The 26,459-nt window shown below is 59.6% G+C and carries 23 protein-coding genes; 16 read left to right on the top strand and 7 right to left on the bottom strand.

Annotated features, from left to right (window positions below):
• Positions 1-12: 12 nt before the first annotated feature.
• Positions 13-1,575: an ABC transporter substrate-binding protein gene (locus AC1ROR_RS20415; RefSeq protein WP_498590526.1), complete on the bottom strand. Its 1,563-nt coding sequence runs from the start codon at positions 1,573-1,575 to the stop codon at positions 13-15.
• Between the two features lie 245 nt (positions 1,576-1,820).
• On the opposite strand from AC1ROR_RS20415, the gene AC1ROR_RS20410 reads away from it, so the two are divergent.
• The gene (locus AC1ROR_RS20410) at positions 1,821-2,792 is read left to right on the top strand and encodes a fatty acid desaturase (protein WP_498590525.1); all 972 of its coding nucleotides are present in this window, start codon (positions 1,821-1,823) and stop codon (positions 2,790-2,792) included.
• 123 nt (positions 2,793-2,915) lie between these two features.
• Here the strand turns inward: AC1ROR_RS20410 and AC1ROR_RS20405 are convergent, their stop codons facing one another.
• The 6 genes from AC1ROR_RS20405 to AC1ROR_RS20380 form a co-directional block, all read right to left on the bottom strand.
• The gene (locus AC1ROR_RS20405) at positions 2,916-3,962 is read right to left on the bottom strand and encodes an isopenicillin N synthase family dioxygenase (protein WP_498590524.1); all 1,047 of its coding nucleotides are present in this window, start codon (positions 3,960-3,962) and stop codon (positions 2,916-2,918) included.
• 74 nt (positions 3,963-4,036) lie between these two features.
• Positions 4,037-4,225 (bottom strand): hypothetical protein, encoded by a 189-nt coding sequence (locus tag AC1ROR_RS20400; protein ID WP_035225822.1) that lies wholly within the window; start codon positions 4,223-4,225, stop codon positions 4,037-4,039.
• A 322-nt stretch (positions 4,226-4,547) separates the two neighbouring features.
• Complete coding sequence (locus tag AC1ROR_RS20395) at positions 4,548-5,621, bottom strand: amino acid ABC transporter permease (RefSeq protein WP_498590523.1); 1,074 nt, start codon at positions 5,619-5,621, stop codon at positions 4,548-4,550.
• On the bottom strand, positions 5,618-6,796 hold the full coding sequence (locus tag AC1ROR_RS20390; RefSeq protein ID WP_498590522.1) for an amino acid ABC transporter permease: 1,179 nt from the start codon (positions 6,794-6,796) through the stop codon (positions 5,618-5,620). The genes AC1ROR_RS20395 and AC1ROR_RS20390 overlap by 4 nt, the downstream gene beginning before the upstream one ends.
• 19 nt (positions 6,797-6,815) lie before the next feature.
• On the bottom strand, positions 6,816-7,847 hold the full coding sequence (locus AC1ROR_RS20385) for an amino acid ABC transporter substrate-binding protein (RefSeq protein WP_035225814.1): 1,032 nt from the start codon (positions 7,845-7,847) through the stop codon (positions 6,816-6,818).
• Positions 7,848-8,098: 251 nt separating this feature from the next.
• Positions 8,099-8,983, bottom strand: coding sequence for a LysR substrate-binding domain-containing protein (locus tag AC1ROR_RS20380; protein WP_498590521.1), 885 nt, complete (start codon positions 8,981-8,983; stop codon positions 8,099-8,101).
• A gap of 133 nt (positions 8,984-9,116) precedes the next feature.
• Here AC1ROR_RS20380 and AC1ROR_RS20375 point away from each other — a divergent pair, with 133 nt between their 5' ends.
• From AC1ROR_RS20375 to AC1ROR_RS20305, 15 genes are all read left to right on the top strand, one after another.
• Positions 9,117-10,667, top strand: a complete 1,551-nt coding sequence (locus AC1ROR_RS20375; protein WP_498590520.1) for an ABC transporter substrate-binding protein — start codon at positions 9,117-9,119, stop codon at positions 10,665-10,667.
• Positions 10,668-10,690: 23 nt separating this feature from the next.
• On the top strand, positions 10,691-11,572 hold the full coding sequence (locus AC1ROR_RS20370; protein WP_498590519.1) for a dihydrodipicolinate synthase family protein: 882 nt from the start codon (positions 10,691-10,693) through the stop codon (positions 11,570-11,572).
• 41 nt (positions 11,573-11,613) lie between these two features.
• A complete protein-coding gene (locus AC1ROR_RS20365; RefSeq protein WP_082184976.1) occupies positions 11,614-12,573 on the top strand; it encodes a nucleoside hydrolase in 960 nt (319 codons plus the stop codon).
• Positions 12,570-13,550 (top strand): nucleoside hydrolase, encoded by a 981-nt coding sequence (locus AC1ROR_RS20360; RefSeq protein ID WP_142171484.1) that lies wholly within the window; start codon positions 12,570-12,572, stop codon positions 13,548-13,550. The genes AC1ROR_RS20365 and AC1ROR_RS20360 overlap by 4 nt, the downstream gene beginning before the upstream one ends.
• A complete protein-coding gene (locus AC1ROR_RS20355) occupies positions 13,547-14,521 on the top strand; it encodes an ABC transporter permease (protein ID WP_035225794.1) in 975 nt (324 codons plus the stop codon). The genes AC1ROR_RS20360 and AC1ROR_RS20355 overlap by 4 nt, the downstream gene beginning before the upstream one ends.
• A complete protein-coding gene (locus AC1ROR_RS20350; RefSeq protein WP_035225792.1) occupies positions 14,521-15,459 on the top strand; it encodes an ABC transporter permease in 939 nt (312 codons plus the stop codon). Before AC1ROR_RS20355 ends, AC1ROR_RS20350 begins: the two co-directional genes overlap by 1 nt.
• Positions 15,460-15,475: 16 nt before the next feature.
• Positions 15,476-17,281, top strand: a complete 1,806-nt coding sequence (locus AC1ROR_RS20345; protein WP_035226021.1) for an ABC transporter ATP-binding protein — start codon at positions 15,476-15,478, stop codon at positions 17,279-17,281.
• Between the two features lie 119 nt (positions 17,282-17,400).
• Positions 17,401-17,859: a DUF1801 domain-containing protein gene (locus tag AC1ROR_RS20340; RefSeq protein WP_498590518.1), complete on the top strand. Its 459-nt coding sequence runs from the start codon at positions 17,401-17,403 to the stop codon at positions 17,857-17,859.
• Positions 17,860-18,097: 238 nt separating this feature from the next.
• Complete coding sequence (locus AC1ROR_RS20335) at positions 18,098-19,135, top strand: NAD(P)-dependent alcohol dehydrogenase (RefSeq protein ID WP_498590517.1); 1,038 nt, start codon at positions 18,098-18,100, stop codon at positions 19,133-19,135.
• Between the two features lie 375 nt (positions 19,136-19,510).
• Positions 19,511-20,395, top strand: coding sequence for an AraC family transcriptional regulator (locus AC1ROR_RS20330; protein ID WP_080839634.1), 885 nt, complete (start codon positions 19,511-19,513; stop codon positions 20,393-20,395).
• A 96-nt stretch (positions 20,396-20,491) separates the two neighbouring features.
• On the top strand, positions 20,492-21,403 hold the full coding sequence (locus AC1ROR_RS20325) for an ABC transporter substrate-binding protein (protein ID WP_080839637.1): 912 nt from the start codon (positions 20,492-20,494) through the stop codon (positions 21,401-21,403).
• A 71-nt stretch (positions 21,404-21,474) separates the two neighbouring features.
• Positions 21,475-22,977 (top strand): sugar ABC transporter ATP-binding protein, encoded by a 1,503-nt coding sequence (locus AC1ROR_RS20320; protein ID WP_498590516.1) that lies wholly within the window; start codon positions 21,475-21,477, stop codon positions 22,975-22,977.
• Positions 22,967-23,944: an ABC transporter permease gene (locus AC1ROR_RS20315; RefSeq protein WP_035225776.1), complete on the top strand. Its 978-nt coding sequence runs from the start codon at positions 22,967-22,969 to the stop codon at positions 23,942-23,944. Before AC1ROR_RS20320 ends, AC1ROR_RS20315 begins: the two co-directional genes overlap by 11 nt.
• A gap of 39 nt (positions 23,945-23,983) precedes the next feature.
• On the top strand, positions 23,984-24,715 hold the full coding sequence (locus tag AC1ROR_RS20310; protein WP_225338407.1) for an SDR family oxidoreductase: 732 nt from the start codon (positions 23,984-23,986) through the stop codon (positions 24,713-24,715).
• 90 nt (positions 24,716-24,805) lie between these two features.
• Complete coding sequence (locus tag AC1ROR_RS20305; RefSeq protein WP_498590515.1) at positions 24,806-26,416, top strand: FGGY-family carbohydrate kinase; 1,611 nt, start codon at positions 24,806-24,808, stop codon at positions 26,414-26,416.
• The last annotated feature ends 43 nt before the right edge of the window (positions 26,417-26,459 follow it).

Here is a 26,459-nt window from a genome sequence, read left to right as displayed (position 1 = left end):
ACACGCACGGGGTCAGGCCGTCGCTTCCGTAAAGGCGGTGTAGAGCCAGTTGTTGCCATTCGGAAGAACACCGGGCTTCAGCCATTTGCGTGAGGCAAAAGCATTCAGATTGTGCGTGATCCAGATGAAGGCGGCGGATTCGTCGAGCAGTTTCTGAGCCTGGATATAAATCTTTTCGCGCTCGGCGGGATCGACGGTGACGCCGCCCTTTTCATGCAGCGCATCGTATTCCGCATTCTTCCAGCGCTGCCAGTTCCACTGGCCGACCTGTTCCGAGGTGAACCATTGCGTCTGGAAGCCGGGGTCGAATTTTCCGTTGAATTTGACAAGCGACAGTTCGATATCCTTGCTGGCGTCATTTTTGCCCAACGCCCAATAGGCAGCGGATTCCAGCGCCTCGATCTCCACCTCGATACCGACTTCGGAAAGGTTGGCCTGAATGATCTGGGCAATCGCCTCGTAACGTGCCGTCGCTTCGATGGTCAGCTTGGTCTTGAAGCCGTTTGCATGGCCGGCTTCGGCCAGCAATGCCTGCGCCTTTTCCAGATCCCTTGCGTAGACGGGGGCCTCTTTCCAGTATCCGAGCAGGCTTGGCGCGAGCAGCGAATTGGCGCGCGGATAGATGCCGGAATAGGCGCCCTGAAGGATCGCGTCGATATCAACGGCATAACGGATCGCCTGGCGAACACGGATATCATTGAAGGGGGCCTTCTCGATATTCGGGCCGAACCAGACATAGTCGATGGCAGGAATTTCCGTCACGCTCGCATCCGGCAGGTTCGCCAGCGTCTTTCCGTTTTCAGGGTCGATCGCGGTGAAGTCGATCTCGCCGGACTGGAAAGCGATTTCCGAGGTCTTCTGTTCTCCGATCGGCTTGCCGACGATCTGCTGGAAGTGCGGCTTGATCGGTCCCTTGTAGTCAGGATTTATTTCGAGCGTGAAATGCTCGCGCGGGACCCATTCCTTGAGAACATAGGGGCCGCTGCCGATCAGTTTCGTGGCGATATCCTTGCCGAGTGCTTCGAAGGCCTTTTTCGAAATGATACGCCCCGATCCATCGGCCAGTGCAATCGTGTAGAGCGCCGGCGCCGGCTGCTTCAGGATGATGCGGCCTTCAAGGGGGCTGGTGATCTCGACGCGATCAAGGGCCGACCAGTCCTTGGCATAGGTGACTGGCTTGCCGTCGGCATCGGGCTTCAGGAAACGCTCGAAGGAGAATTTCACGTCTTCCGCCGTCAGTTCGCCATAGCCGCCGGTGAACTTGAGGCCGCTGCGCAGTTTGAAGCGGATTTCGGTGTCGCTCACCTGTTCCAGCTCTTCGGCGGCATCGAGTTCCCAGTCCGTCGAGCCCGGCTTGAAGGAGATCAGACCCTGCTGCACCGACCAGAGGACGTTGAGATCGATCGGGCCCGAACGATTGGCCGGATCGAGATTTGAAAGGTCCTTCTCGACGCGGACGACGATCCTGGAACGGTCGGCACCGGCAAAAACGGGATCAATGCCGCCAAGGGCGACGAGACCTGCAATGGACGCGCCGCCGAAGAGCACCTGCCTGCGTGTGGTATTGAATGTCAAGAAATGTCCCTCCGGTCTGGAGCGCCCGCTCACACGATGCGGGCGGCGCTCATCAATTCGATGGGGATTAAAACCAATAACACACAAATTTTATAGAATAAATATTTTACCTAGAGCGCTGTTACACAACCATTTTTCCCTTTTTTGCGGTTCTGTTGCAAAGCCGTGCGGCGCGGCATCCTGTACCCGGCTTTATAGTGGCGGGCGAAATCCATCGCTTTTACGTTTCAGCCGGAACCTGCTTCATGTCCCGTCTTCCGCCTTCCGATATTTTCCCTTCGCCCGTCAGTTCCTTGGCCATAGCGCGCATCGAATGGCAGACGGTAGCCCTGGCGGTTGTCATTTACGGCGGCTTCCTGGTGGTGACCTGGTTTTGGCAATCTCTGCCTGTTGTTGTCGTGATCGCCATTGGCGGGTGGCTGATTGCCTGGCACGGATCGCTCCAGCATGAGGTCATCCATGGGCACCCCACCCGCTATCGCACCATCAATGACGCGATCGGCTGGCCGCCTTTGTCCCTGTGGTTGCCCTATGCCATTTACCGGGAAGGGCATCTGACCCACCATCGCGACGAACACCTGACCGATCCAATCGAAGATCCGGAATCCTCCTATTTCACCCAGGCCGCCTGGGAGAAGATGGGCCTGGTCGGTCGATATCTCGCACTCTGGAACACCACCCTGCTAGGCCGGTTGACACTTGGCCCGCTGGTCATGATTGTTAATTTCCTGGCGCAGGAGGCGTCTCTGGTCTTGAAGGGCGACAGGCCGCGGGCGGCGCTCTGGGCGCGGCACGCTATTGGCGTTGCGGCTGTTCTGATCTGGGTGGTGGGGATTTGCGGAATGCCGCTGTGGCTCTATCTCTTCGGCTTCGTTTATGTCGGCGCGGCGCTGAGCAGGCTCCGCTCCTATGCGGAGCATCGTTATGCCGACCATCAGGATGAGCGCACGGCGATCGTCGAGAACAGTCCGTTGTTCGGGTTGCTGTTTCTCTACAACAATCTGCATGTGCTGCATCACAAATTGCCGGCCGTCCCCTGGTACAAAATCCCCTTGCTCTATCGCCGCCATCGAAACACCCTTGTCGAGATCAATGGCGGTCTGGTCTATGACGGCTATCTCGATGTCGCCCGCCGCTTCTTCCTGAAACCCCACGACGATCCCCGTCATCCTCGCCATCTTGAATCGGCGGACGATGCTGCGGCGAAGGAGCCTTAAAAGTATCGAAGGGGGAGAGATTGTCTGGCCCGACGGGCGGCATCAAAACCGATGCGCGCCCATGCCTTTCCGGGTTGCCGATGGGGCCACGCCTTCCGAAATGGCCTGCAAAATCACGGCTGATCAGGCGTTTTGCTGTTCCGGAGACAGAAGATCGGCGTGATGCGCAAGCGCGACGTCGGGATGCGAGCGCAGGCGGCTTTTCAGGTGGTTCTGCCCGACTTCCCTGAAGATCGGATTCAGCGGATCAACCGTGATGCCACGTTCAGAGCGCTTCAACTCGTCCGGCAATGCGATGACCGGTATGGTGGCGTCATAACGCGAGCCAAGGAAAAAGGCGACGGAGAAACGCTCCACACCCGCCGGCGGCGCTACGACGTCATGCACGTCTGCCCGGACGAAACCATTGGTGGCGAGTTCCAGCAATTCGCCGGTATTGATGATAAAAGTGCCGGGCACTGGCGGCGCGTCGATCCAGTCTCCTGCTTCGGTGCGTACCCGCAGCCCGGCCGTCGTATCCTGAAGAAGCACGGTGACAAAGCCGCCGTCCTTGTGAGCGCCAACGCCCTGATCGGTTTCGGCCACGTCGCGCCCAGGGTAACGGATGATTTTGAGAAGCTGCGTGGGCTGTGGTTCATAAATCTCGGCAAAGACATTTTCCGGCTGGCCAAGAGCGGCGGCAATTGCCTTGAGGAGATCAATACCGATCCGCGTCACCTCCGCCTGATAGCGCAGCAGCAGTGGTTTCAGCGCCGGCAAAGCTTCAGGCCATTGGTTCGGGCCAAACAGCCGCTTCCACGGCGGCGAGTCTGGACCGATCTTTGCAGGCACGCCTTCGGTATTGATATCGAGCTGTTCACGCCAGTCCTGCTCGCCCCTCGTCCGCTCCTGACCGGCACGGTTATAGCCACGGAAATGTGGTGACTTCACCATTTCGATCTTGAGCTTTTCTTCGAGCGGCAAGGCGAAAAACTGCTTCGAGATCGACAGGACGTCTTCAACCAGCCGTGGGTCGACACCATGGCCGGTGAGATAGAAGAATCCATGATTATGGAGCACGTTGCGCAGGTCGCGGACAAAAGCGGCGCGCTCTTCCGTCGCATGGAAGCGGGAAAAATCGAGAGTTGGCAACGAGGCCGTATCTTTGAGGGGAGCGGTTTGAAAGGCCATGTCCTGTTTCCGGTTTTTGGGAATTACGTGATTGGCCGGTAAACGGCACGCGCAAGGATTTCGTCTTGGATAAGTCAGGCTGCCAGGGCCTGTTCATTGCCCAGATGCGCCCTGATCGCCGACTTCAGCTCCGCGACGCTGGAAAACTGGAGGTTATCCAGATCGATGACGTGGAATTTAACCGCGATGAACCGCAGCTTGTCGTTATTGGGAACGGCAATGCCGACCGGCAGTCCCTGATATTCGATTGTTTGTCTTTGCATTTCGCTTCTCCGCCAATTTTGGCTTTGTGGGTTGGCTCGGTACGGGTCGTCTTTTGACGACGCCCGCATTCGGGGCAGGGAGAAGCGACAACACGGCCGGGAGCGACGGATATGGTCCGGTGTCAATGCAGACGAGGCGGATGCAAAGCTCATATCCGAAGTCCCTTATGGCGATAATTCTCTACAAAAAATATATACAAACCTTGCGCAAAAAACCACCGAATTTAACCGAATTTCGGAAGAAAAATCTATATTTCTCAAAAATAACGAGCGTAAGTAGGTATCTATCTCAAAAATAGCCGATACGAGAATTTCCATTCCTCTATGTGGGGCTCTTTCGCAGAAGGCGCTCCAGCCACAGGCTATAGCGGGATGCACCAAAGCAGATGGCAAAATAGACAAGAGCCACAAGCAGATAGGCTTCGTTATAAAAGCCGAGCCAGCCCGGATCGGTTGCCGCCGCGCGGGCGGCGTTGAGCAGGTCGAAGACACCGATAACGGCAAGCAGGGACGTTGCCAGCAGGAAGCCGATTGCCAGGTTGACCATGCCGGGAATGACGATGCGCAACGCCTGGGGCAAGACGACGAGATGCATCGTCCGCCAGTATCCGATGCCGAGCGCGGTGGCTGCTTCCTGTTGGCCGGATGGTATCGCCTGCAGGCCGGCACGCACGACTTCGGCTATATAGGCCGCCCAGAAAAGGGTGATCATGATCATCGCCCGGATCATCTTGTCGAACTGTGCTTCCGGCAGCGCCATGGGTAGTATCAACATGGCGATATATAGGATCGCGACCATGGGCGTGCCGCGCATCACCTCGATATAGACGACGGAAAGGGTGCGCAGCCCTCCAAGGTTCGAGCGACGGGCGAGCGCCAGAAGGATCGCAATCGGCGTCGCGGCCGCAAAGCAGATGGCCCAAACGAAAAGTGTCACCGGCAGCCCGCCCCACTGGTTGGATGGAACCGGTGAGCTGCCAAAACTGCCCGTCAGCAGCATCCAGGACACAAGGACCGCAATCGGCCAGACAAGCAATAGTTCCCTGCGCCAGAAGCGGGGGAGAGCGCTTGTGACAAGCAGGGCAGCAAGAATGACTACGACGAGGGCCGGGCGCCATTGGAGTTCCGGCGGATAAAAGGCAAACAGAATGAAACGCAGCTTGGCGGCAATGAAGGCCCAGCAGGCGCCGTCGCGCGCAGCGCAATCCGCCGACGTTCCGCTCCATGTGGCGTCAAACAGGGCCCATCTGAAAAAGGGCGGCAGCAGCCAGCCCAATGCCGCCAGTGTCAAAAGCGTGATGGCCGAGTTGGCGATGGTGCCAAAGAGGCCGGTTCGCAGCTTGCCAAGCCGACCCTGAACCGGCTGTCGGGAGATATTTTCGGCCGGCTTGCTCATCTTACCGTCCCCTTCAGCGCCACCCTCTTGTTGTATTGGTTCATGAGGGCGGAAACGGCCAGATTGATGCCGAGATAGGTGCCGATGAGGATCATGAGGGCTTCCAGAGACTGGCCGGTTGTGTTGGCGGTGGTGTTGACGATGCTGACGAGATCCGGATAACCGATCGCGACCGCCAGGCTGGAATCCTTTGTCAGATCGAGATAGCTCGATGTGGCGAGCGGGGTGATGACGCGCAGCGCCTGCGGAAGGACGATCAGCCGCATGATCTGCCCATTGTGCAGCCCAAGCGCGCGGGCGGCTTCCCACTGGCCTCGATTGACCGACTGGATGCCCGCCCGGACGATTTCTGCGATTGCCGCGGAAAATTTGATGATCAGACCGGTTAGCAGTGCTGCGAATTCCGGCGTCAGATTATAACCACCCCGGATATTGAAGCCGGCCAATGCCGGTGTTTCAAACGTGAAGTTCGCTGCCAGGGCGAAGAAAGTGGCAATTGCCACTGCGGGAATGGCGGCGATGCCGATGCGCCATCCGTTCAGTTTTTTCAACTTCAACAGCACAAAAAGCATAAGGCCAACGGCAAGCAGAATGGTGAAAACAAACACTGGTCCGGCGAGCGGGAAACCTTCCACCGAGACCGTCGGAACATAGACGCCGCGATTGGTGAGGTAGATCGATCCGAACAGGGCGCCCGCCTGACGCGGTGCCGGAAATGCCTTGGCGAGCGAGATCCAGAAGAAGAGTTGCAGCAGGAGCGGCGTATTGCGGATCAACTCCACATACCACCGTACCAGTGAGGCGAGGAGCAGGTTTCCGGACAGGCCGGCAACGCCGACCGCCACTCCCAGAATGGTTGCGAATATGCAGCCGAACAGCGAGACTTTCAGCGTATTGAGCAGGCCCGCAAGCATGGCGCGAAGATAGGGGTCGCCGGCGGCAAAAGCGATCGGGCTTTCACCGATTTCAAAGTTTGCCGAACGCCAGAGAAAGTCAAAACCGGGTGAAACGCCGATGCGCGCCATCGTCGCCGTGACGTTGATCCCGAGATAGATGAGCAATGCGACGAACGATGCGATGATTGCCAATTGAGCGATGGGGCGATGACCCCACCACATGAGAAGCCGACGATAAATGCCGGGCCTGCGAGGGCCCGGCGTTGTGATTGTGGACATCTGTGAAGGCTCGGTCTTCTCAGCGGAACGGTGGCGAATAGAGCAGGCCGCCATCCGTCCAGAGACGGTTATAGCCGCGATCCCAGCCAAGCGGCTTCAGATGCCGGTCGAAGATTTCGCCATAATTGCCGACCGTCTTGATGATGTTATAGGCCCATTTGGGATCAAGGCCGATCGCCTCTGCAAGCGAAGGGTCGACGCCGAGGAAACGCTGGATCGCCGGGTCGGAAGACTTCAGAAACTCATCGACGTTCTTGGACGTAATGCCCCATTCTTCCGCCTGGATGGTGGCGTTGACGGTCCAGTTCACGATTTCGAGCCAGCGGTCGTCACCGCCGGCGATGGCGGGCGCCAGCGGCTCTTTCGACAGCCGCTCCGGCAGGACGATATAGTCGTCAGGCTTCTTCAGCTGGGTGCGCTTGCCGACCAGATCGGACGAGTCCTGGGTGATGGCGTCGACGCGGCCGGATTCCAGCGCAGCGATAAACTGTCCGGTGTCTTCGATGGTGACCGGTGTGAATTTCTTGCCGGTCTTGCGGAAGAAGTCGGCAACGTTGAGTTCGCCGGTCGTTCCGCTCTGGGCGCCGATGGTGGCGCCGTCCAGATCGGCTGCCTTGGTGACGCCGAGATCCTTGCGGACCAGAATGCCCTGGCCGTCATAGAAAATCGTCGGACCGAAGTGGAAGCCGAGCTTGAAGGCACGGGTAACGGTTACCGTGACGCCGGAAAGAAGAATGTCGAATTCACCGCTCTGCAGGGCAGGCAGGCGCTGCTGCGGAGAGGAATTGGTAAATTCCACCTTGTCCGGATTACCGAAGACGGCAATCGACAGCGCGCGGCCGTAATCGATGAAGAAACCCTGCCACCGGCCATTGCTGTCCGGGGAGAAAAAGCCCGGCGTAGTGCCGACGCCGACCTTGATCGTGCCGCGCTGATTGATCTTGTCGAGTGTTGGACCGGCATGAGCGGTTCCAGACAATGCTGCGCTCGCAAGCAGTGCCGCGGCGATGGTCGACTTTATGAAGCCGCCGATAAATCCCTGAGATGACATTAAAAATGCTCCTGATGATGATCAGGTTTACCGTCCGTCGTTAATCCCCCGATGGCCGGAACCTAATATCATAGTAATTTTATGGATTTTATAAACTAGGGATCGATTGCCCAAATTTCGACCATTTGGAAAAGGCAATTGCTTATTTCTTGAATTGTCGGCACGGCATTGCTCCGAGCCGCTTATGAGCCTGCGTGTGGCGCGGGGCCGGAAGACGATCCTTGATCTCAACCAGCTCTTTTTCATCGCGGTCATTCCGCTCGCAACATCTCCTGCATCCGTCCGACGATGTCGTCGAGGATAGCGATCCTCTGGCCGCCGCTTGGGCGTATTGCGAAATAAGAGACCTCGATCCTCGGTTCGAACGGAATTGCAACCACCTCGGCCCCGGCGGAGCGAAGGCTGGTATGATCGACGATGCCGACGCCCATGCCGGCGGCGGCGAAGTGGCAGCAGTTCAGCATCGATGTTTCCATGGTGCTGACAGGTTGGTGATCTTCACGGGAGAAGGCCCTGTCCAGCGAAAGCCTCAGCGGCGAATTCCGGCCGGGAATAAGTACACGTTCATCGATGAGATCGGCCGGCGTTATGACGTTGCGCCCGGCGAGCCGATGGCCGGGGGCCATGGCGGCGACGGCGCCGGCGCTATGCAGGCGGAAGGCATTTTTTTCCACCATGCGCGGCGAGCTGAAGACGAGGCCGAGATCGTAACGGTTCTGCTCGACCATGTCCCAGATATATCGGCTATTCTCAACGTCGATCACCAGTGGAATATCCGGCCGGTCGCCGATCGTGTCGATGATTGCCCTATGCAGATAGGGCCGCACCAGGGATGTGACGCTGGCGATGCGCAGGACGGTGTTCTTGTGCAGGCGGATGTCGGCGGCGGCCTGTCCGATCTGGTCGAGCCCGAGATAGAGGCGTTCCACCTCGCGATAGAGCTTTGTCGCTTCCGCCGTCGGCACCAGCCGGGCGCCCACCCTTTCAAACAGGGTCATCTGCACGATGTCTTCGAGATCGCGGATCAGCCGGCTGACCGCCGGCTGCGTCACGTTCATGGCCTCCGCCGCAGCCGTAATGCCGCCGGTCATCATGACGCTGCGGAAAGCTTCGACCTGCCGTGGTTTCAACCGCAACCTTTACTCCTCCCATAACATTCAGGCATGAACTCTGTACCAAATGCAATTTTTCTTTTCCATAGAGAAGCGTTAACTCCTTTTGATCGCGCAGGGAGAGTGCGCGCTGGAACAACCCGGAGGAGTCCTCATCATGAAGTTTTCTGCTTTCGCAGCCGCATTGGCAGCGTCTGTTTTCGCCATGCCGCTCGCAAGTCAGGCAAAGGACCTCACCGTTGGTCTTTCCGCTTCGACAACGTCCATGGATCCGCAATTTTACGTCGTCGGTCCGAACAGCGCGATGGCGCGCAATATTTTCGATGGCCTCGTCAACCAGGACGAGAAGCAGCAGATACAGCCCGCACTCGCCACTTCCTGGAAAGTCGTCGATGACAAGACCTGGGAATTCAAGCTGCGCGAAGGCGTGAAATTCCATGACGGCAGCGATTTTACCGCCGAGGACGTGGTTGCCAGCATCAAGCGCATTCCGCTGGCCTCGACCAACAGCCCAAGCTCGTTCGCGGCCTATGTGAAGGCGATCACCGAGGTTACCGCCGTCGATCCGCTGACGGTGCGCATCACGACGGCCGGCCCGACGCCGCTGCTGCTCAACAACCTCAGCCGTATCGCCATTCTGCCGGCCGAAATGGAAAAGGTAACGACGGGCGAGATGAATACCGGCAAGGGCGTCATCGGCACCGGCCCGTTCAAATTCGTCTCCTGGTCGCCGGACGACAATGTCGTGGTTGCCCGGAACGACACCTATTGGGGCGAAAAGGCTGCCTGGGACAAGGTGACCTTCCGCGTCTTCAAGAACCCGAGCGCGCGCGTTGCCGCCATGCTTTCGGGTGATGTCGACATGATCGAAAGCATTCCGACGGCCGATACCCGCCGGCTTGAGGCATCCGACAAGCTGAAGGTTGTCAATATTGCCGGCAACCGCATCATGTATCTGCACATGGATCAGGCCCGTGAAGAATCGCCCTTCGCCAAGGGGCCGGATGGCAAGAATCCGCTTCTGAAGCCGGAAGTGCGTCGTGCCTTGTCCCTGTCGATCAACCGTGAAGCACTTGTTGACCGCATCATGGATGGACAGGGCGTTCCGGCCGGTCAGGTCGTTCCCGAAGGTTATTTCGGTTACGATCCGGCAATCAAGGTCGATGCTTATGACCCGAACAAGGCCAAGGAACTGTTGGCGAAGGCCGGTTATCCCGACGGTTTCCAGCTGACCTTCCATGCTTCGAACGACCGTTATCCGAACGATAGCAAGGTCGCGCAGGCAATCGGCCAGTTCTTCAGCCGCGTCGGCGTCAAAACCGAAGTCGCGACCCTGCCGGGCAGCGTTTATTTCACCCGTGCCTCGAACCTCGAATTCAGCTTCATCATGGGTGGCGCCGCTGTCGAAACTGGCGAAGCCTCCGGCGTGCTTGGGCCTATCCTCGAAACCTATGGCGAGAAGGCGGGGCAGGGCAATCGCGGCCGCTATTCCAACCCGGAATTCGACAAGGATCTGAATGAGGCGCGTGCGACGCTTGACGATGCCAAGCGCGAGGAACTGCTGCGCAAGGCAACCGAAGTCGCCATGGGCGATCTCGGCGTTATCCCGGTCTTTTATCTGGCGAATACGTGGGCGGTGAAGAGCGACATCAGCTATGCCGGCCGTTCGGATGGCTACACGCTTCCCTACTACGTGAAGCCGAACTGATCCGAAAAAAGGAGCGATCCGCCATGTCTTTCAGCGGTGTATTTCCCTATCTCGTCTCGCCGGTCGATGCATCCGGCAAGGTGATGCAAGGTGTGCTGACGGATCTGGTGGATCATCTGATCGGCGAGGGCGTTCACGGCCTCGCCCCGCTCGGCAGCACGGGCGAATTTGCCTATCTCTCCCAGGAGCAGAGACGCTGCGTCGTCGACACGGTGATTTCGGCCAATCGCGGCCGGGTCCCCGTTGTCGCCGGCGTGGCGTCGACCTCGACCGCCGATGCGGTGGCCCAGACCGAATATATGGTGGAAGCGGGGGCGGATGGCATTCTGGCCATTCTCGAAGCCTATTTCCCTGTCAGCGACGAGGGTGTGGAAGCTTATTTCACCGCAATCGCGAAAGCGGCCAAAGGGCGGCCGGTGGTGCTCTACACCAATCCGCAGTTCCAGCGTTCTGATCTCTCTCTCCCGGTGATCGAGCGGCTGAGCCACATCGACAATATCAGCTACATCAAGGACGCCTCGACCAATACTGGCCGCCTGCTTTCCATCATCGAACGAACCCGTGGACGAATGCAGGTCTTTGCCGCCTCCGCGCATATTCCGGTCTGCGTGATGATGATCGGCGGGGTGGGCTGGATGGCGGGACCCGCCTGCATCGTGCCCCGGCAGAGCATCGCGCTCTATGAAGCGGCAAGGGCTGGAAACTGGATGCTGGCGATGGAGATGCAGCGGCCGATGTGGAAGGTCAACGAGATCTTCGCGAAATATTCGATTGCCGCCTGCATCAAGACGGCGCTTGAGCTGCAGGGTTTCGCCGTTGGGGCACCGATCCATCCGCAGTTGCCGCTCAGTGAAGCCGCGCGGGCGGAGATCGCCGACGTGCTGCGCGATGTCGGCGCGCTCTGAGTTTTTTCCCATCCCACACCACACATTGAAGGCATTTGAGAATGAAGCCGATTTCGATCATCGTCGATTGTGATCCCGGTATCGATGACACCATTGCGCTCCTCACCGCATTCGTGTCGCCGGAACTCAAGATCCTTGGCATCACGCCGGTCTGTGGCAACCAGCCGCTGGAGCGGACGGTGCGCAATGCCCTGCAGGTCTGCGAGCTCGGTGGACGAACCGATATTCCGGTCTATGCCGGCTGTTTCCGCCCGATGCTGCGTGAGCCGATCCATGGCCAGTTCCACGGCAAGACCGGGCTCGGAAACACCGTTCTGCCGGAGCCTGCCAAAAAGGTGGAAACCATGTCCGCCGTCGATTTCCTGATCGAAGCGCTGGGCGGGGCGGCTGAAAAGGGCGAGCGTATCACGCTCTGCTGCCTTGGCCCGATGACCAATGTCGCGGTCGCGTTGCGCATGAAGCCGCAGATCGCCGAGGGCATCGAGCGTATCGTGATGATGGGCGGCGCCTATCGCGAACCTGGCAATCGCACGATGACCTCGGAATACAATGTTCTGGCCGATCCGCACGCCGTGCATGTTGTGTTTTCAAGCGGCATCCCGATTGTCGCGCTGGCGCTTGATGCCACCCATCAGGTGATGCTGAAGCCGGAACATGTCACCGAGTTTTCACGCGTCAGCGGTCGCATTTCACAGACGCTGGCAGAGCTGATGGCCTTCTGGGACCGCAATGACGTTCCCCGCTACGGTTCGCGCGGCGGCCCGCTGCATGATCCGCTGGTCATGGCCTATATCCTTGCGCCGCATCTGTTCGAAACGCAGAAGGCGCGGGTCTTCGTCGAATATGAAAGCGAACTCTGCATGGGACAGACGATTGCCGACTGGTACGGCAAGAGCGGTCTTGAACCCAATGCCGACATTGTCACCAGGGTTGATGCCGAGGGCGTCATCGCCTTCTTCCTGGAACGGCTGTCGCGTTACGCCGAAAAGGTGGTGGCATGAAAGCGCATAGGGTCATCATCGATGCGGATCCCGGCGTCGATGACGCCGCCGCCATCCTGATGGCGCTCGCCTCGCCGGAGATCGAGGTTCTGGGCCTGTCCATCGTTGCCGGCAACGTGCCGCTGCACGACACCGTCGTCAATGCCTGCAAGCTGGTGGGCCTGAGCGGCAGGCGCGGCGTACCGGTTTATGCCGGTGCCGGCGGACCGCTGGTGCGCGAGCAGGTGCTTGGCAAATATGCCCGTATCGGCGCTTTCGATGACGCGCTGGTCAAGGCCGGCGGGGTCGTGCCGGAAGAAGAAAATGCGGTGCAGTTCATCGTGCGAACCGCACGCGCCGCAGTAGATGCCGGCGAACAGATCACCATCTGCGCCATCGGGCCGATGACCAATATTGCGCTGGCGCTCGTCCAGCATCCGGATGTCGCGCGCGGCATCGGCCGGATCGTTGCCATGGGCGGTGCCTTTACCGCGCTCGGCCACCGCACGCCATGGGCGGAATTCAACATCTACGCCGACCCGCATGCCGCCGAAATCGTCTTCCAGTCTGGTGTGCCGATCGTGCTGATGCCGCTCGACATGACGTTCAAGGCGCTGTTCACGGCCGAACATTTTGAAAGATTCCGCGCCGGCGGTGAAGCGGGTGGTGCGCTCTTCAACCTGTTCTCCACCTTTGACCGTAGCGACGTCAAACGCTTCGGTCGCCCGGGCGGGCCGATCCACGATGCGACCACGATCGCGTGGCTGATCCGCCCTGAACTCTTCACCAGTTGCGAAGCTTTTGTCGGCGTACAGGTCACAGGCCTGACAATGGGTTATACCTATGCCGATTTCTACAGGAAGATGGACCGGGCGGCCAATGCCACCGTCGTCACCGATATTGACGAGACCGGTTTTATCGAATTGCTGATCGAGCGCATCGCCCGTCATGGCGGCGAAGCACTCGGCGGACAAACACCGGGAGGCTCAAGATCATGAGCGGATATATCCTAAGCCGGTCGATGCAGACCGTGCTCACCCTTCTCGTCATGTCGGTTCTGGTCTTTGCCGGCCTCTACCTCGTCGGCAATCCGGTCGACGTGTTGCTGAGCCCGACCGCGACGCCGGCTGAAAGGCTGCAGGTCATCCAGTCCTTCGGTCTCGACAAGCCGGTCTGGGAACAATACTGGCTGTTCCTGACCCGCGCGCTTTCAGGCGATCTTGGCAATTCCTTCGTGTTCAACCAGCCGGCGCTGACGCTGATCCTGAACCGCATGCCCGCCACGCTGGAACTTGCCTTTGTTGCGCTGTTCATGGCGCTCGTCATCGGCATTCCACTCGGCGTTTATGCCGGCCTGAAGCCGAAGGGCCTCATCTCCAGGTCGATCATGACCTTCTCCATCCTCGGCTTCAGCCTGCCGACCTTCTGGATCGGTCTCGTCATGATCATGTTTTTCAGCGTCTATCTGGGCTGGCTGCCGGCATCCGGCCGCGGCGACACCGTGTCCGTGCTCGGCGTGCCGCTCAGCCTCTTCACGCTGGACGGCCTGTCCCATCTTCTGCTGCCGGCCTTCAATCTGGCGCTGTTCAAGATTTCGCTCGTCATCCGTCTCACCCGCGCCGGCGTGATGGAAACCATGCAGCTGGATTTTGTCCGTTTCGCCCGGGCCAAGGGTCTGACGGAGCGCCGTATCGTTACCGTGCATGTCATGAAGAACACGCTGATCCCGCTGATTACCGTTATCGGCCTCGAACTCGGCTCGCTGATAGCCTTCGCCGTCGTCACCGAAACGATCTTCGCGTGGCCGGGCATGGGCAAGCTGATCATCGACGCCATCGGCGTTCTCGATCGCCCCGTCATCCTCGCCTATCTGATGATCACCGTCGTGATGTTCAGCGTCATCAATCTTCTGGTCGACATTCTTTATTCCTTGGTCGACCCCCGCGTCCGTCTTGAGGGGAATTCGTGATGACCGACAGCAAGTCCCCGACCGTTTCGGTTCACGCCACCGCAAACACCGATACCCGCGCGACCTCCCGTTCGCCGGGCCGGGAAGTCGTTTATGCGCTGCTGCATGACAAGCTCGCCTTGATCGGCATCGTGCTGGTGACGGTCTTTATCCTCGCCGCCGTTTTCGCGCCGATGATCGCGCCGCAGAACCCTTACGATCTCGCCCAGCTCGACATTATGGACGGCCGCCTGCCGCCGCTTTCGAAAAGCATGTCGGGTCTGACCTATCTGATCGGCACGGATACGCAGGGCCGCGACCTGTTCAGCGCCATTCTTTATGGCCTGCGCACCAGTATTCTCGTCGGCCTGTCGAGTGCGGCGATTGCACTCGTCATCGGTGCGTCCATCGGCCTTATCAGCGCCTATGCCGGTGGCCGGCTGGATTCCATCCTGATGCGTATCGTTGACATTCAGCTGAGCTTCCCGGCCATTCTGATCGCGCTGATCTTCCTCGCCATCCTCGGCCAGGGCGTCGACAAGATCATTCTGGCGCTGGTGGTCACGCAATGGGCCTATTATGCGCGCACAATCCGCGGCTCCGCGCTGGTGGAGCGCAAGCGCGCCTATGTGGATGCGGCCCGCTCGATGGCGCTGCCGGACCGCAGCATTCTCTTCCGGCATATCCTACCCAATTGTCTGCCGCCGCTGATCGTTGTCGCCACCATGCGTGTCGCCTATGCCATCATGCTGGAAGCGACCCTGTCCTTCCTCGGCATCGGCCTGCCGGTGACGGAGCCGTCGCTCGGTCTGTTGATCTCGAACGGGTTCGAATATCTGCTTTCCGGTGACTACTGGATCAGCTTCTTTCCGGGCCTTGTCCTGCTGTTGCTCATCGTCGCGATCAACCTGATCGGCGATGCCCTGCGCGACATTCTCAATCCGCGACGGGAGGGCTGATGCCATGACCGCACCAATGACCAATCCGATCCTGTCGATTTCAAACCTCAACACGGCCTTCCGCGTCGGCGGTGAATGGCGCAATGTCGTCAACGATGTCAGCTTCGACATCAATGCGAAGGAGACCGTCGCCGTCGTCGGTGAATCCGGTTCCGGCAAGAGCGTCACAGCCATGTCGATCATGCGGCTTCTGTCGCCCGGCAATTCGCGGGTGACCGGCCGTATCGATTTCGAGGGCAAGGATCTCCTGTCTCTCCCGCTCGAGGCCATGCAGAAAATCCGCGGCAACCGCATTGGCATGATCTTTCAGGAACCGATGACATCGCTCAATCCGGTCCTGAAGATCGGCCAGCAGATCACCGAAGTTCTGGTGCAGCACCGCGGCATGTCGCATGCGCAGGCGGAAGCAGAAGCCGTGCGGCTGCTGGAGAAAGTACGCATTCCATCAGCAAAATCGCGTCTCAACGAATATCCGATGAATTTTTCCGGCGGCATGCGCCAGCGCGTCGTCATCGCCATCGCACTTGCCTGCGACCCGAAGCTGCTGATTGCCGATGAGCCGACGACGGCGCTCGATGTCACCATTCAGGCGCAGATCCTCGAACTGATCAAGACCCTGCAGGAAGAGGAGGGCATGTCGGTTCTCTTCATCACCCACGACATGGGTGTTGTCGCCGAAATCTCCGACCGCACGGTGGTGATGTTCCGCGGCGAGCAGGTTGAAACCGGCACGACGCATGATCTATTTGCCGGCGCCAGCCACCCCTATACGCGTGCGCTCCTTTCCGCTGTGCCGCAGCTCGGTTCGATGACCGGCATGGACCGGCCGCTGCGCTTCCCGCGCGTGGACATGGCGACCGGCGAGATCGAGCCCGTCAAGCCCACGGAGGATACGGTCAAGCGGGATACGCCGCCGATCCTCAAGGTCGACAATCTGATCACGCGCTTCCCGATCAAGCAGGGTTTCCTGCGCAAGACGATCGGCCGCATTCACGCTGTCGAGGGCGTCTCGCTGGAGTTGCGGCAGGGCGAAACCCTCTCGCTTGTCGGCGAATCCGGTTGCGGCAAGTCCACCACCGGCCGCTCGATCATCCGGCTGACGGATCCCGTCTCCGGTAAGGTCAGCATCGGCGGCAAGGATGTGCTTAAAGCCGGCAAGGGTGAGCTTGCCGATATTCGCCGCCAGGCGCAGATGATCTTCCAGGACCCGTTTGAAAGCCTCAACCCGCGCATCCGTGTCGGTCAGGCGATTGCGGAACCGATTATCGCGCATGGGTTGGCGACTGCTTCGCAAGCCCGTGAGCGCGTCGGTAATCTCCTGGAGCGCGTAGGGCTTTCCGCCTCGATGGCCGATCGTTTCCCGCATGAGTTCTCCGGCGGCCAGCGCCAGCGCGTGTGCATCGCGCGCGCATTGGCACTGGAACCGAAGCTGTTGATCGCCGATGAATCCGTTTCCGCGCTCGATGTGTCGGTAAAGGCGCAGGTCATCAACCTGATGCTTGACCTGCAGGAAAAATACGGTCTCGGTTATCTCTTCATCAGCCATGATATGGCCGTTGTGGAGCGTATCAGCCACCGCGTTGCCGTCATGTATCTCGGTGAGATCGTCGAGATCGGCTCACGTCAGGCCGTGTTCGAAAACCCGCAGCACGACTATACCAAACGGCTGATGGCAGCAGTGCCGATTGCCGATCCTTCACGCCGGCAGACGCGGCGGATTTCCAATGAAGAGATCAAAAGCCCGTTCCGCCCCGCCGATTACGTGCCGCCGAAGCGCGTTTACGAAGAGGCCGGTGAAGGGCACTTCGTGCTGGTTGCATAGGCGCGCTGAGCTCGATTCCGTGCTGGCCCGTGTTGACGGCCATGTGTACATTGCCTGGCTCTGGCGGGGTCGCGCTGGCCCAATGGCCAGCGTGATCGTCAATGCACGAGGTAAGCGTGATGGTCGACAGAAAATCGGAGAAAGCTGCCAGTACCGCCGGCGCCAAACGTCCGGACACGGCGCCGAAACTCCTTTCGGGCGGCAATCCCCAGATTGCCAAAGGTTATGGCGATGCGCCGGTGCAGGCCTATATCGCGGCCATGCCGGAGTGGAAAAGTGCTATCGGAGCCCGCATCGACGCATTGATCGAGAACATCGTTCCCGGCGTACACAAGGCGGTGAAGTGGAACTCGCCTTTTTACGGGAGGGAGGGGGATGTCTGGTTTCTCGCCCTTCATTGTTTTACGAAATACGTCAAGGTTACCTTCTTCGACGGCGCATCGTTGCAGCCGATGCCGCCCGGCACCTCCAAACAACAGAAAGTTCGCTACCTCGATATTCACGAGGGCGCATTCGATGAAGCGCAGTTCATCGAGTGGGTGAAGCAGGCGAGCCAGTTGCCCGGCGAAAAGATGTAGGTGGCTCGGCGCTTGTTTGGCGGGCTAAGGGCTGCCGGCGAATCACGTCATTTTTCGCGCTCTGAAAAAGCGGCAACTGGTTGCGGATGATGAGAAATTCCGGCCACCTCGATACAGTTTTTCCGCTGTGAAGAAAAACCGGACGATCCGGCGGATTTCTGTTTACTTTTGCCGAAGTTGCACCACATCACGCTGTTTGAATTCGCTGCGAAGCGCATCGCAAACGACGGAGAATGAGATGAAAGCACTGGTGCTCGAAGAAAAAGGAAAGCTCTCGCTCAGGGAGTTTGATATTGCCAGCAAGCTCGGGCCGAAGGATGTGCGCATCCGCACCCATACGGTCGGCATCTGCGGTTCGGACGTCCATTATTATACCCATGGCAAAATCGGCCATTTCGTCGTGAACGCGCCGATGGTGCTTGGCCATGAAGCCTCCGGAACGGTTGTCGAGACCGGTGCCGAGGTGACCCATCTGAAGGCCGGCGACCGTGTCTGCATGGAGCCTGGCATTCCCGACCCGACATCGCGTGCCTCCAAGCTTGGCATCTACAATGTCGATCCGGCCGTCAGCTTCTGGGCGACCCCTCCTGTCCATGGTTGCCTGACGCCGGAAGTCATTCATCCCGCAGCCTTTACCTACAAGCTGCCCGACAATGTTTCATTTGCCGAGGGCGCCATGGTGGAACCCTTCGCCATCGGCATGGAGGCAGCGCTGAGAGCGCGCATCCAGCCCGGCGATATTGCCGTGGTGACGGGTGCCGGCCCGATCGGCATGATGGTGGCGCTGGCGGCGCTTGCTGGCGGTTGCGCCAAGGTGATCGTCGCCGATCTCGCCCAGCCGAAGCTGGATATCATAGCCGCCTATGACGGGATCGAAACCGTCAACATCCGCGAGCACAACCTCGCCGAAGCGGTTGCGGCTGCGACGGACGGCTGGGGCTGCGATATCGTCTTCGAATGCTCCGGTGCCGCACCTGCCGTGCTCGGAATGGCGAAACTGGCGCGGCCCGGCGGTGCAATCGTTCTCGTCGGCATGCCGGTCGATCCGGTTCCGGTCGATATTGTCGGCCTGCAGGCCAAGGAGCTTCGGGTGGAGACGGTTTTCCGCTACGCCAATGTCTATGACCGGGCGGTCGCCCTCATCGCCTCCGGCAAGGTTGACCTGAAGCCGTTGATTTCCGCAACCATTCCTTTTGAAGACAGCATCGCCGGTTTTGATCGCGCGGTGGAGGCAAGGGAGACGGACGTGAAGCTGCAAATTCTGATGCCGCAATAAGTCGCTGCGGCTCATTGCCCGCTGATGATCGAGCGGCAAATACCCTGCGGAAAAGTATGAGCGCGAACTGCCGGTGACAGGTGGATCGCGCTCTAAAAATTCATCATCTCTTTCTGTTCCATGCGCATTATATAGGCGTATCACGCAAAATTGCGCAGGAAATTCGGCATAGCGGCGGCCATCGTTGGCGCCTTCCGCATCGGACTATTCAATTCCCGACAAAAAACAGTCAAAAAAGTATCAGCAATTTCCCCGGCATGATGTGGAACTATACGCGGCAAGCCATATGCTCTCCGCCAACGCCTGGGACGAGCCATAATGAGGAATGGCTTTGTTCCGTAAATGCGGCGGACGTGACTGAAGGGAGGAATATTGATGCAGCCCGATCTGGAACTGGTGCACATCCGCAAGGGCGAGTCCTTCGCTGCCTGGCGGCATGGCTATCCGTTCCGCACCGTGCGCTGGCACTACCATCCCGAATATGAAATTCATCTGGTCGTGGCGACATCCGGCACGTTTTATATCGGTGACTTCGTCGGTCGCTTCGGCCCCGGTCAGCTCATCATGACCGGTCCCAATCTCCCCCAGAACTGGATCAGCGAGATCGAGCCGGACGAGATCGTACCGACACGCTCTCTCGTGATCCAGTTTCCGGAGAGCTTTATCGAGGATGCCTGCGCTTCCATGTCGGAGATGGATGTGGTGCGTGCGCTGCTGGATCGCAGCCGCCGCGGCATTCTGTTCGACGACGAGACGAGCGACCGTGTTCGCCCGCTGATCCTTCGGTTGATCGAAGCGCAGGGTCTGACGCGTCTGGCGCTTTTCTGGGAAATTCTCGACCTCCTGGTCAATGCGCCGTCTTCCGAGGTGCTGGCAAGCCTGAGCTACGAACTTGATCTGACTGGCATCGGTGACAGCGGTATCAACCGCGCTCTGTCGCATCTGCGCCAGCACCTGACCGAACAGGTCGAGGAGATCGACCTGGCCGACATGGTGGGCCAGAGCCCGAGCGCCTTTTCCCGCGCCTTCAAGCGTCACACGGGGACGACCCTGGTGCGGTATCGCAATCAGTTACGCATCGATCTCGCCTGCCAGATGCTGCTGGCGGATCAGGAGGTGAAGGTGGCGGAGGTCTGCTATGATGTGGGCTTCTCCAACCTTTCGAATTTCAACCGGCATTTCCTGAAGCTGAAGGGAATGTCGCCATCGAGGTTCCGGACCATATTCGCGGCCCAGAAGGCGGCAGTCATGGCGGACTAAACCAGCGAGACATCACGAATTTTCACCAATTCGGGCAGAGGACTGTCCGGAAACGGGCCCTTATTGCCCAAACTTTCCAAACGGGAGGAAGTTACAATGACGATGAAATCGAAACTGCTGATGGCGACAGCCGCAATTGCAATGATGGCCGCTCCGGCGCTGGCGCAGGAAAAGCTGAAGATCGGCATGACGTTCCAGGAACTGAACAACCCCTATTTCGTGTCGATGCAGGAAGCGCTGAAGGAAGCTGCGGCAAGCATCGGCGCTGACGTCGTCGTCACCGATGCCGGCCATGATGTGGCAAAGCAGATTTCCGACGTTGAAGACATGCTTCAGCAGAAGATCGACATCCTGCTTCTGAACCCCACCGACAGCGCCGGCATCGAAGCCGCCGTGCATGCCGCCAAGGCTGCGGGTGTGACGGTTGTTGCCGTCGACGCCAATGCCAATGGCCCGGTCGATACCTTCGTCGGCTCCAAGAACCGTGATGCAGGCTACAAGTCGTGCAAATACCTCGGTGAAGCGCTCGGCGGCAAGGGCGAAGTCGCAATCCTCGACGGCATTCCGGTTGTTCCGATCCTGCAGCGCGTTGAAGGCTGCAAGGCAGCGCTTGCCGAATTCGCCGACATCAAGCTGGTCGACACGCAGAATGGTCGTCAGGACCGCTCCGTTGCTCTTGGTGTTGTCGAAAACATGATCCAGTCGCGTCCGAACCTTGCCGGTATCTTCTCGGTGAATGACGGCGGTGCGATGGGCGCACTCGCTGCGATCCAGGGTTCCGGCAAGGACATCAAGCTGACCTCGGTTGACGGTGCTCCGGAAGCGGTGAAGGCGATTGCCGATGGTGGCCCTTTCATCGAAACCACCGCGCAGTTCCCGCGTGACCAGGTCCGTGTCGGCCTTGCCATGGCGCTTGCCCAGAAGTGGGGCGCCCGCGTCGTGCCGAAGGAAGTGCCGATCGACGTTATGGTCGTCGACAGCAAGAACGCCGGCGAGTTCAGCTGGTAAGAACTCCTCCCAGGCCCCGTCCCCGTCTTGTACGGGGGCGGGGTTAAATCCCGACCATCGAGGAGGGTGAAATGCTGGAACTGAATGGAATAAGAAAAAGCTTTGGCAAGATCGAAGTCCTGCGCGGCGTCGATCTTGAGGCGCGCGCCGGTGAGGTGCATGCGCTTCTGGGCGAAAACGGCGCGGGCAAGTCGACTTTGATGAAGATCCTGTGCGGCATTTTGCAGCCATCGGAGGGAACGATCCGCATCGACGGGCAGGATCGCCGCTTTGCCAATTATGACGAGGCGATTGCCGCCGGCATCGGCATCGTATTTCAGGAATTCAGCCTGATCCCCTATCTCAATGCCGTTGAAAACATGTTTCTTGCCCGCGAGATCCGCGGGCCGCTGCGCCTTTTGAACAAGGGCGCCATGCGCAAGCGCGCGGCCGAGATCATGAGCCGTCTGGCGGTGGATGTACCGCTCGACGTGCCGGTGCACCGCCTCTCCGTTGCCCAGCAGCAATTTGTCGAAATCGCCAAGGCACTGTCGCTGGATGCCCGCATTCTCGTGCTCGACGAGCCAACGGCGACACTCACGCCCTCCGAGACCGAGCATCTCTTCAAGGTCATGCGCGAGCTGCGGCGTCAGGGCGTGGCGATCATCTTCATTTCGCATCACCTCGAGGAAATATTCGAGATCTGCGACCGCATCACCGTTCTGCGCGACGGCGAGTTGATCGGTTCCTGCCTGACGTCGGAGGTCGATAATGACCGTCTGGTCGAGATGATGGTCGGCCGGCGCATCGAAGCCAGTTTCCCGCCGAAGCCGCAGCTCGATCCTTCCGCCGCGAAGGTGATCGAAGTCGAAGAGCTGCAGTTGAAGAAGGGTGGCCCCGTCTCACGCTTTGCGTTGCGCAAGGGTGAAATTCTCGGCTTTGCCGGACTTGTCGGCTCGGGCCGCACGGAAACGGTTCTCGCCATGCTGGGCGCGCATTCCGCCTCGCGCCGCAAGATCAAGCTCGACGGCGTGGACACGCGTTTTTCCGGACCGGATGAGGCGCTGATGCGCGGCATCGGCCTGCTGCCGGAAAGCCGCAAGGAGGAGGGGCTGATTACCAGCTTCTCCATCCTGCAGAATATTTCGCTGAACAATTACCGCAAATACCGCAAGGCCCACTGGTTCCTCGATCTCAAAAAGGAACTGGAATACACGACAAAGGCCATGGCGCAGGTGCAGGTCAAGGCGCAGGGTCCCTTTGCCCGCGTCGACACGCTTTCGGGCGGTAACCAGCAGAAGATCGTGATTGCCCGCTGGCTGAACCACGACATGCGCGTGCTGATCTTCGACGAGCCGACACGCGGCATCGATGTCGGCGCGAAGGCGGAAATCTATTCGCTGATGCGCGAATTCGCCGCGAAGGGCCATTCGATCATCATGATCTCCTCGGAGCTGCCGGAAGTGATCGGCATGTCGGACCGCGTCTGCGTGTTCCGCTCCGGCGGCATCGTCGCCACCGTCGAGGGCGCAGACATCAATTCAGAAACAATAATGACAAACGCCACCACCGGGAGGGTTGAACATGTCGCTTGATGCAAACACCGGCGTTGCCGCGAAAACGGGCGGTTTCAGTCTCGGCAACCTGCTGCGCTCACCATTGGCCCTGCCGCTGGCGGGCCTGATTGTCGTATCGATCCTCATGGGTCTTGCGAGCGACAATTTCTTCAGCGTCAACAACATCATGAACGTGCTGCGGCAGGTGTCCGTCGTCGGCATCCTTGCCGTCGGCATGACCTTCGTCATCCTCACCGGCGGCATCGACCTGTCGGTCGGTGCGGTCATGGCGCTTGTTGGAACGCTGTCCGCCGGCCTCATGGTGAATACTGGCCTGTCGCCCGCAGTTGCCCTGCCGGCTGGCCTCTTCATCGGGTTGGGCATCGGCATCTTTAACGGGGCGCTTGTCGCCTGGGGCAAGATGCCGGCCATCATCGTCACGCTCGCCACTATGGGCATGGCACGCGGCCTTGGCCTTATCTACTCCGGCGGTTATCCGGTCAGCGGCATTCCGAGCTGGATTTCCTGGTTCGGCGTCGGCCGCGTCGGTGTGGTTCCGGTGCCGGTCATTATCATGGTGGTGATTTATGCGGTGGCATGGGTGCTGTTGCAGCGCACGGCCTTCGGCCGTCACGTCTACGCGCTTGGCGGCAACGAGTTGGCGGCCCGCCTTTCAGGCGTGAAGACCCGGCGCGTCAAACTTGCCGTCTATGGCATCTCTGGCGTCACAGCAGCACTTGCGGCCCTCATCCTTACCGGCCGCCTGATGAGCGGTCAGCCCAATGCCGGTGTCGGCTTCGAACTTGATGCCATTGCGGCCGTCGTTCTCGGCGGCACGGCGATTGCCGGCGGCAGGGGTCTCATTCTCGGCACGCTCATCGGTGCGGTGCTGCTCGGTATTCTCAATAACGGCCTCAACCTGATGGGCATCAACCCCTATCTGCAGGATGTCATCAAGGGCGGCATCATCCTGCTGGCCATCTATATCGGGCGCGATTGGCGCTGAGCCGGCCCGGAAACATCTTCATAAACGCAGGAGAATTAAATGTCTGAATCGCTGCAAGGCAAGATCGCGGTCATCACCGGTGCCGCATCCGGAATCGGGCTTGCCACATCAGAAGCGCTTCTGGAACAGGGCGCAACCGTGGTCATGGTCGACTGGAACGAGAAAGCCTTGAAAGATCTGGCCGCCAGGCTTGGCGACCGCGCCATTCCGCAGGTCACCAACCTCTTGGATGCCGACAGCTGCAACGCCATGATCCCGGAAATCCTCGGAAAGGTCGATCATATCGACATTCTCTATTGCAATGCCGGCACCTATATCGGCGGTGAGCTGACCGAAACGACGCCTGAGGCCATCGACAAGATGCTGAACCTCAACGTCAACGCCGTCATGAAGAATGTGCAGGCCGTCGTGCCGCATATGTCGGAGCGCAAGACCGGTGATATCATCGTCACCTGCTCGATCGCCGGCCATTTCCCGACCTATTGGGAACCGGTCTATTCGGGCTCGAAATGGGCGATCACCAGCTTCGTGCAGGGCATGCGCCGCCAGATGATCCCGCACGGCGTGCGCGTCGCGCAGGTCTCTCCCGGCCCGGTTGTCTCCGCACTTCTGGCGGACTGGCCGGAGGAAAACCTCCGCAAGGCCAAGGAATCGGGTAGCCTCATCGATGCGAGCGAAGTGGCCGATGCCGTTATCTACATGCTGACGCGCAAGCGCACCGTCACCATCCGTGACATGCTGGTGCTGCCGACCAACTTCGACCGCGTCTAAAAACTTCAGGGGCGGCTGGGAAAATCGGAACCGGTCCAGCCGCTCCACATCGTTCAAGCACCGGATGATCCGCTCCGAGGAGTATTGCAAATGGCTTCCTACCTTGTTGGCGTCGATGTCGGGACAGGCTCGGCGCGGGCCGGTGTCTTCGATGTCGCGGGCAAGCTTCTCGCTACCGCCAAGCGCCCGATCAGCATGCACCGCGAGGATGGCGGCATTGCCGAACAATCGAGCGGTGAGGTGTGGCAGGCGGTTTGCGATAGTGTCCGTGAAAGCGTTTCGCGCGCCGGTATCGATCCGGCCGAGGTTGCCGGTATCGGTTTCGACGCGACCTGCTCGCTCGTCGTTCGCGGGCCTGATGATGAGACCCTGCCGGTTGGCGCGCCGAATCATCCCGAACGCGATATCATCGTCTGGATGGACCACCGCGCCGTTGAACAGGCGGAACGCATCAATGCCGGCGAACATGCCGTCCTGAAATATGTCGGCGGCCGCATTTCACCGGAAATGCAGACGCCAAAGCTGCTGTGGCTTCGCGAAAACAGGCCGGATATCTATGCGCGCGCCGAGCATTTCTTCGACCTGACGGATTTTCTGACATGGAAGGCTTCCGGCGCGCTTGATCGTTCCGCCTGCACGGTAACCTGTAAGTGGACCTATCTTGCCCATGAAAACCGCTGGGATGCGGAATATTTCAACCACATCGGGCTTGGCGACCTCGCCGAGCAGGACTTCCGTCGCATCGGTGAAAGCGTCGTCCATCCCGGCACGGCGCTGGGTAATGGCCTGACCGAAGAGGCGGCAAAAGCGATGGGTCTGGTTGCCGGAACCGCCGTTGCCGCAGGCTTGATCGACGCTCATGCAGGCGGCGTCGGAACCGTGGCTGCGGGCGGCGATGCATCGCGATGCCTCGGCTATGTCTTTGGCACCTCTTCCTGCACCATGACGACCACCGCCGAACCCGCCTTCGTGCCGGGTGTCTGGGGCCCCTATTATTCCGCCATGGTGCCGGGCGCCTGGCTGAATGAGGGCGGCCAGTCCGCCGCCGGCGCCGCCATCGATTATCTGGTGCAGTTGCACCCGGCTTTTGCCGAGGCGAAGGTGCTTGCCGAGAAGGAAGGCAAAGCCTTGCCGGTGTGGCTTGCCGACCGCGCGCTCAGCCTTGCCGCATCCGCGTCCGCCGCAGCTGAAGTCGCCGAAGATTTTCATGTGGTGCCGGAGTTTCTCGGCAACCGTGCGCCCTTTGCCGATCCCCATGCCCGCGCGGTCATTGCCGGTTATGGCATGGAGACCGGCGTCGATTCGCTCGTCGCGCTCTACGTCGCGGGGCTTCTCGGCCTCGGTTACGGGCTTCGCCAGATCATCGAAACGCAGGCCCGCAACGGCGCGCCGGTGGAAACCATCAGTGTCAGCGGCGGGGCCGGCGCTCATCCGCTTGCCCGGCAGTTGCTGGCCGATGCGACTGGCCTCCCGGTCGAACTCACCGAATGCGAAGAGCCGGTGCTTCTCGGATCTGCGATGCTTGGGGCCGTTGCCGCCGGAACCTATCCGGACCTGATGGCGGCGATGCCCGCCATGTCGCGCATTGCCAAATGTGCTTCGCCCGATCCTGCTTTTCAAAAGGTTCATCAGTCGCGGTACGACGCGTTTCTGGCGCTCCAGAATGCGGCGCGCGCCATTCGCTCCGCCAGCCATTCCTGAGACGCGTCACAAGTTTAGATCATCCGGCCTTATCGGCCACAAA

The sequence above is a fragment of the Agrobacterium sp. GW821-FHT14E08 genome (assembly GCF_058803865.1).
Note: the sequence above shows the minus strand (reverse complement) of the source record. Positions and strands in the feature narration are given on the sequence as shown.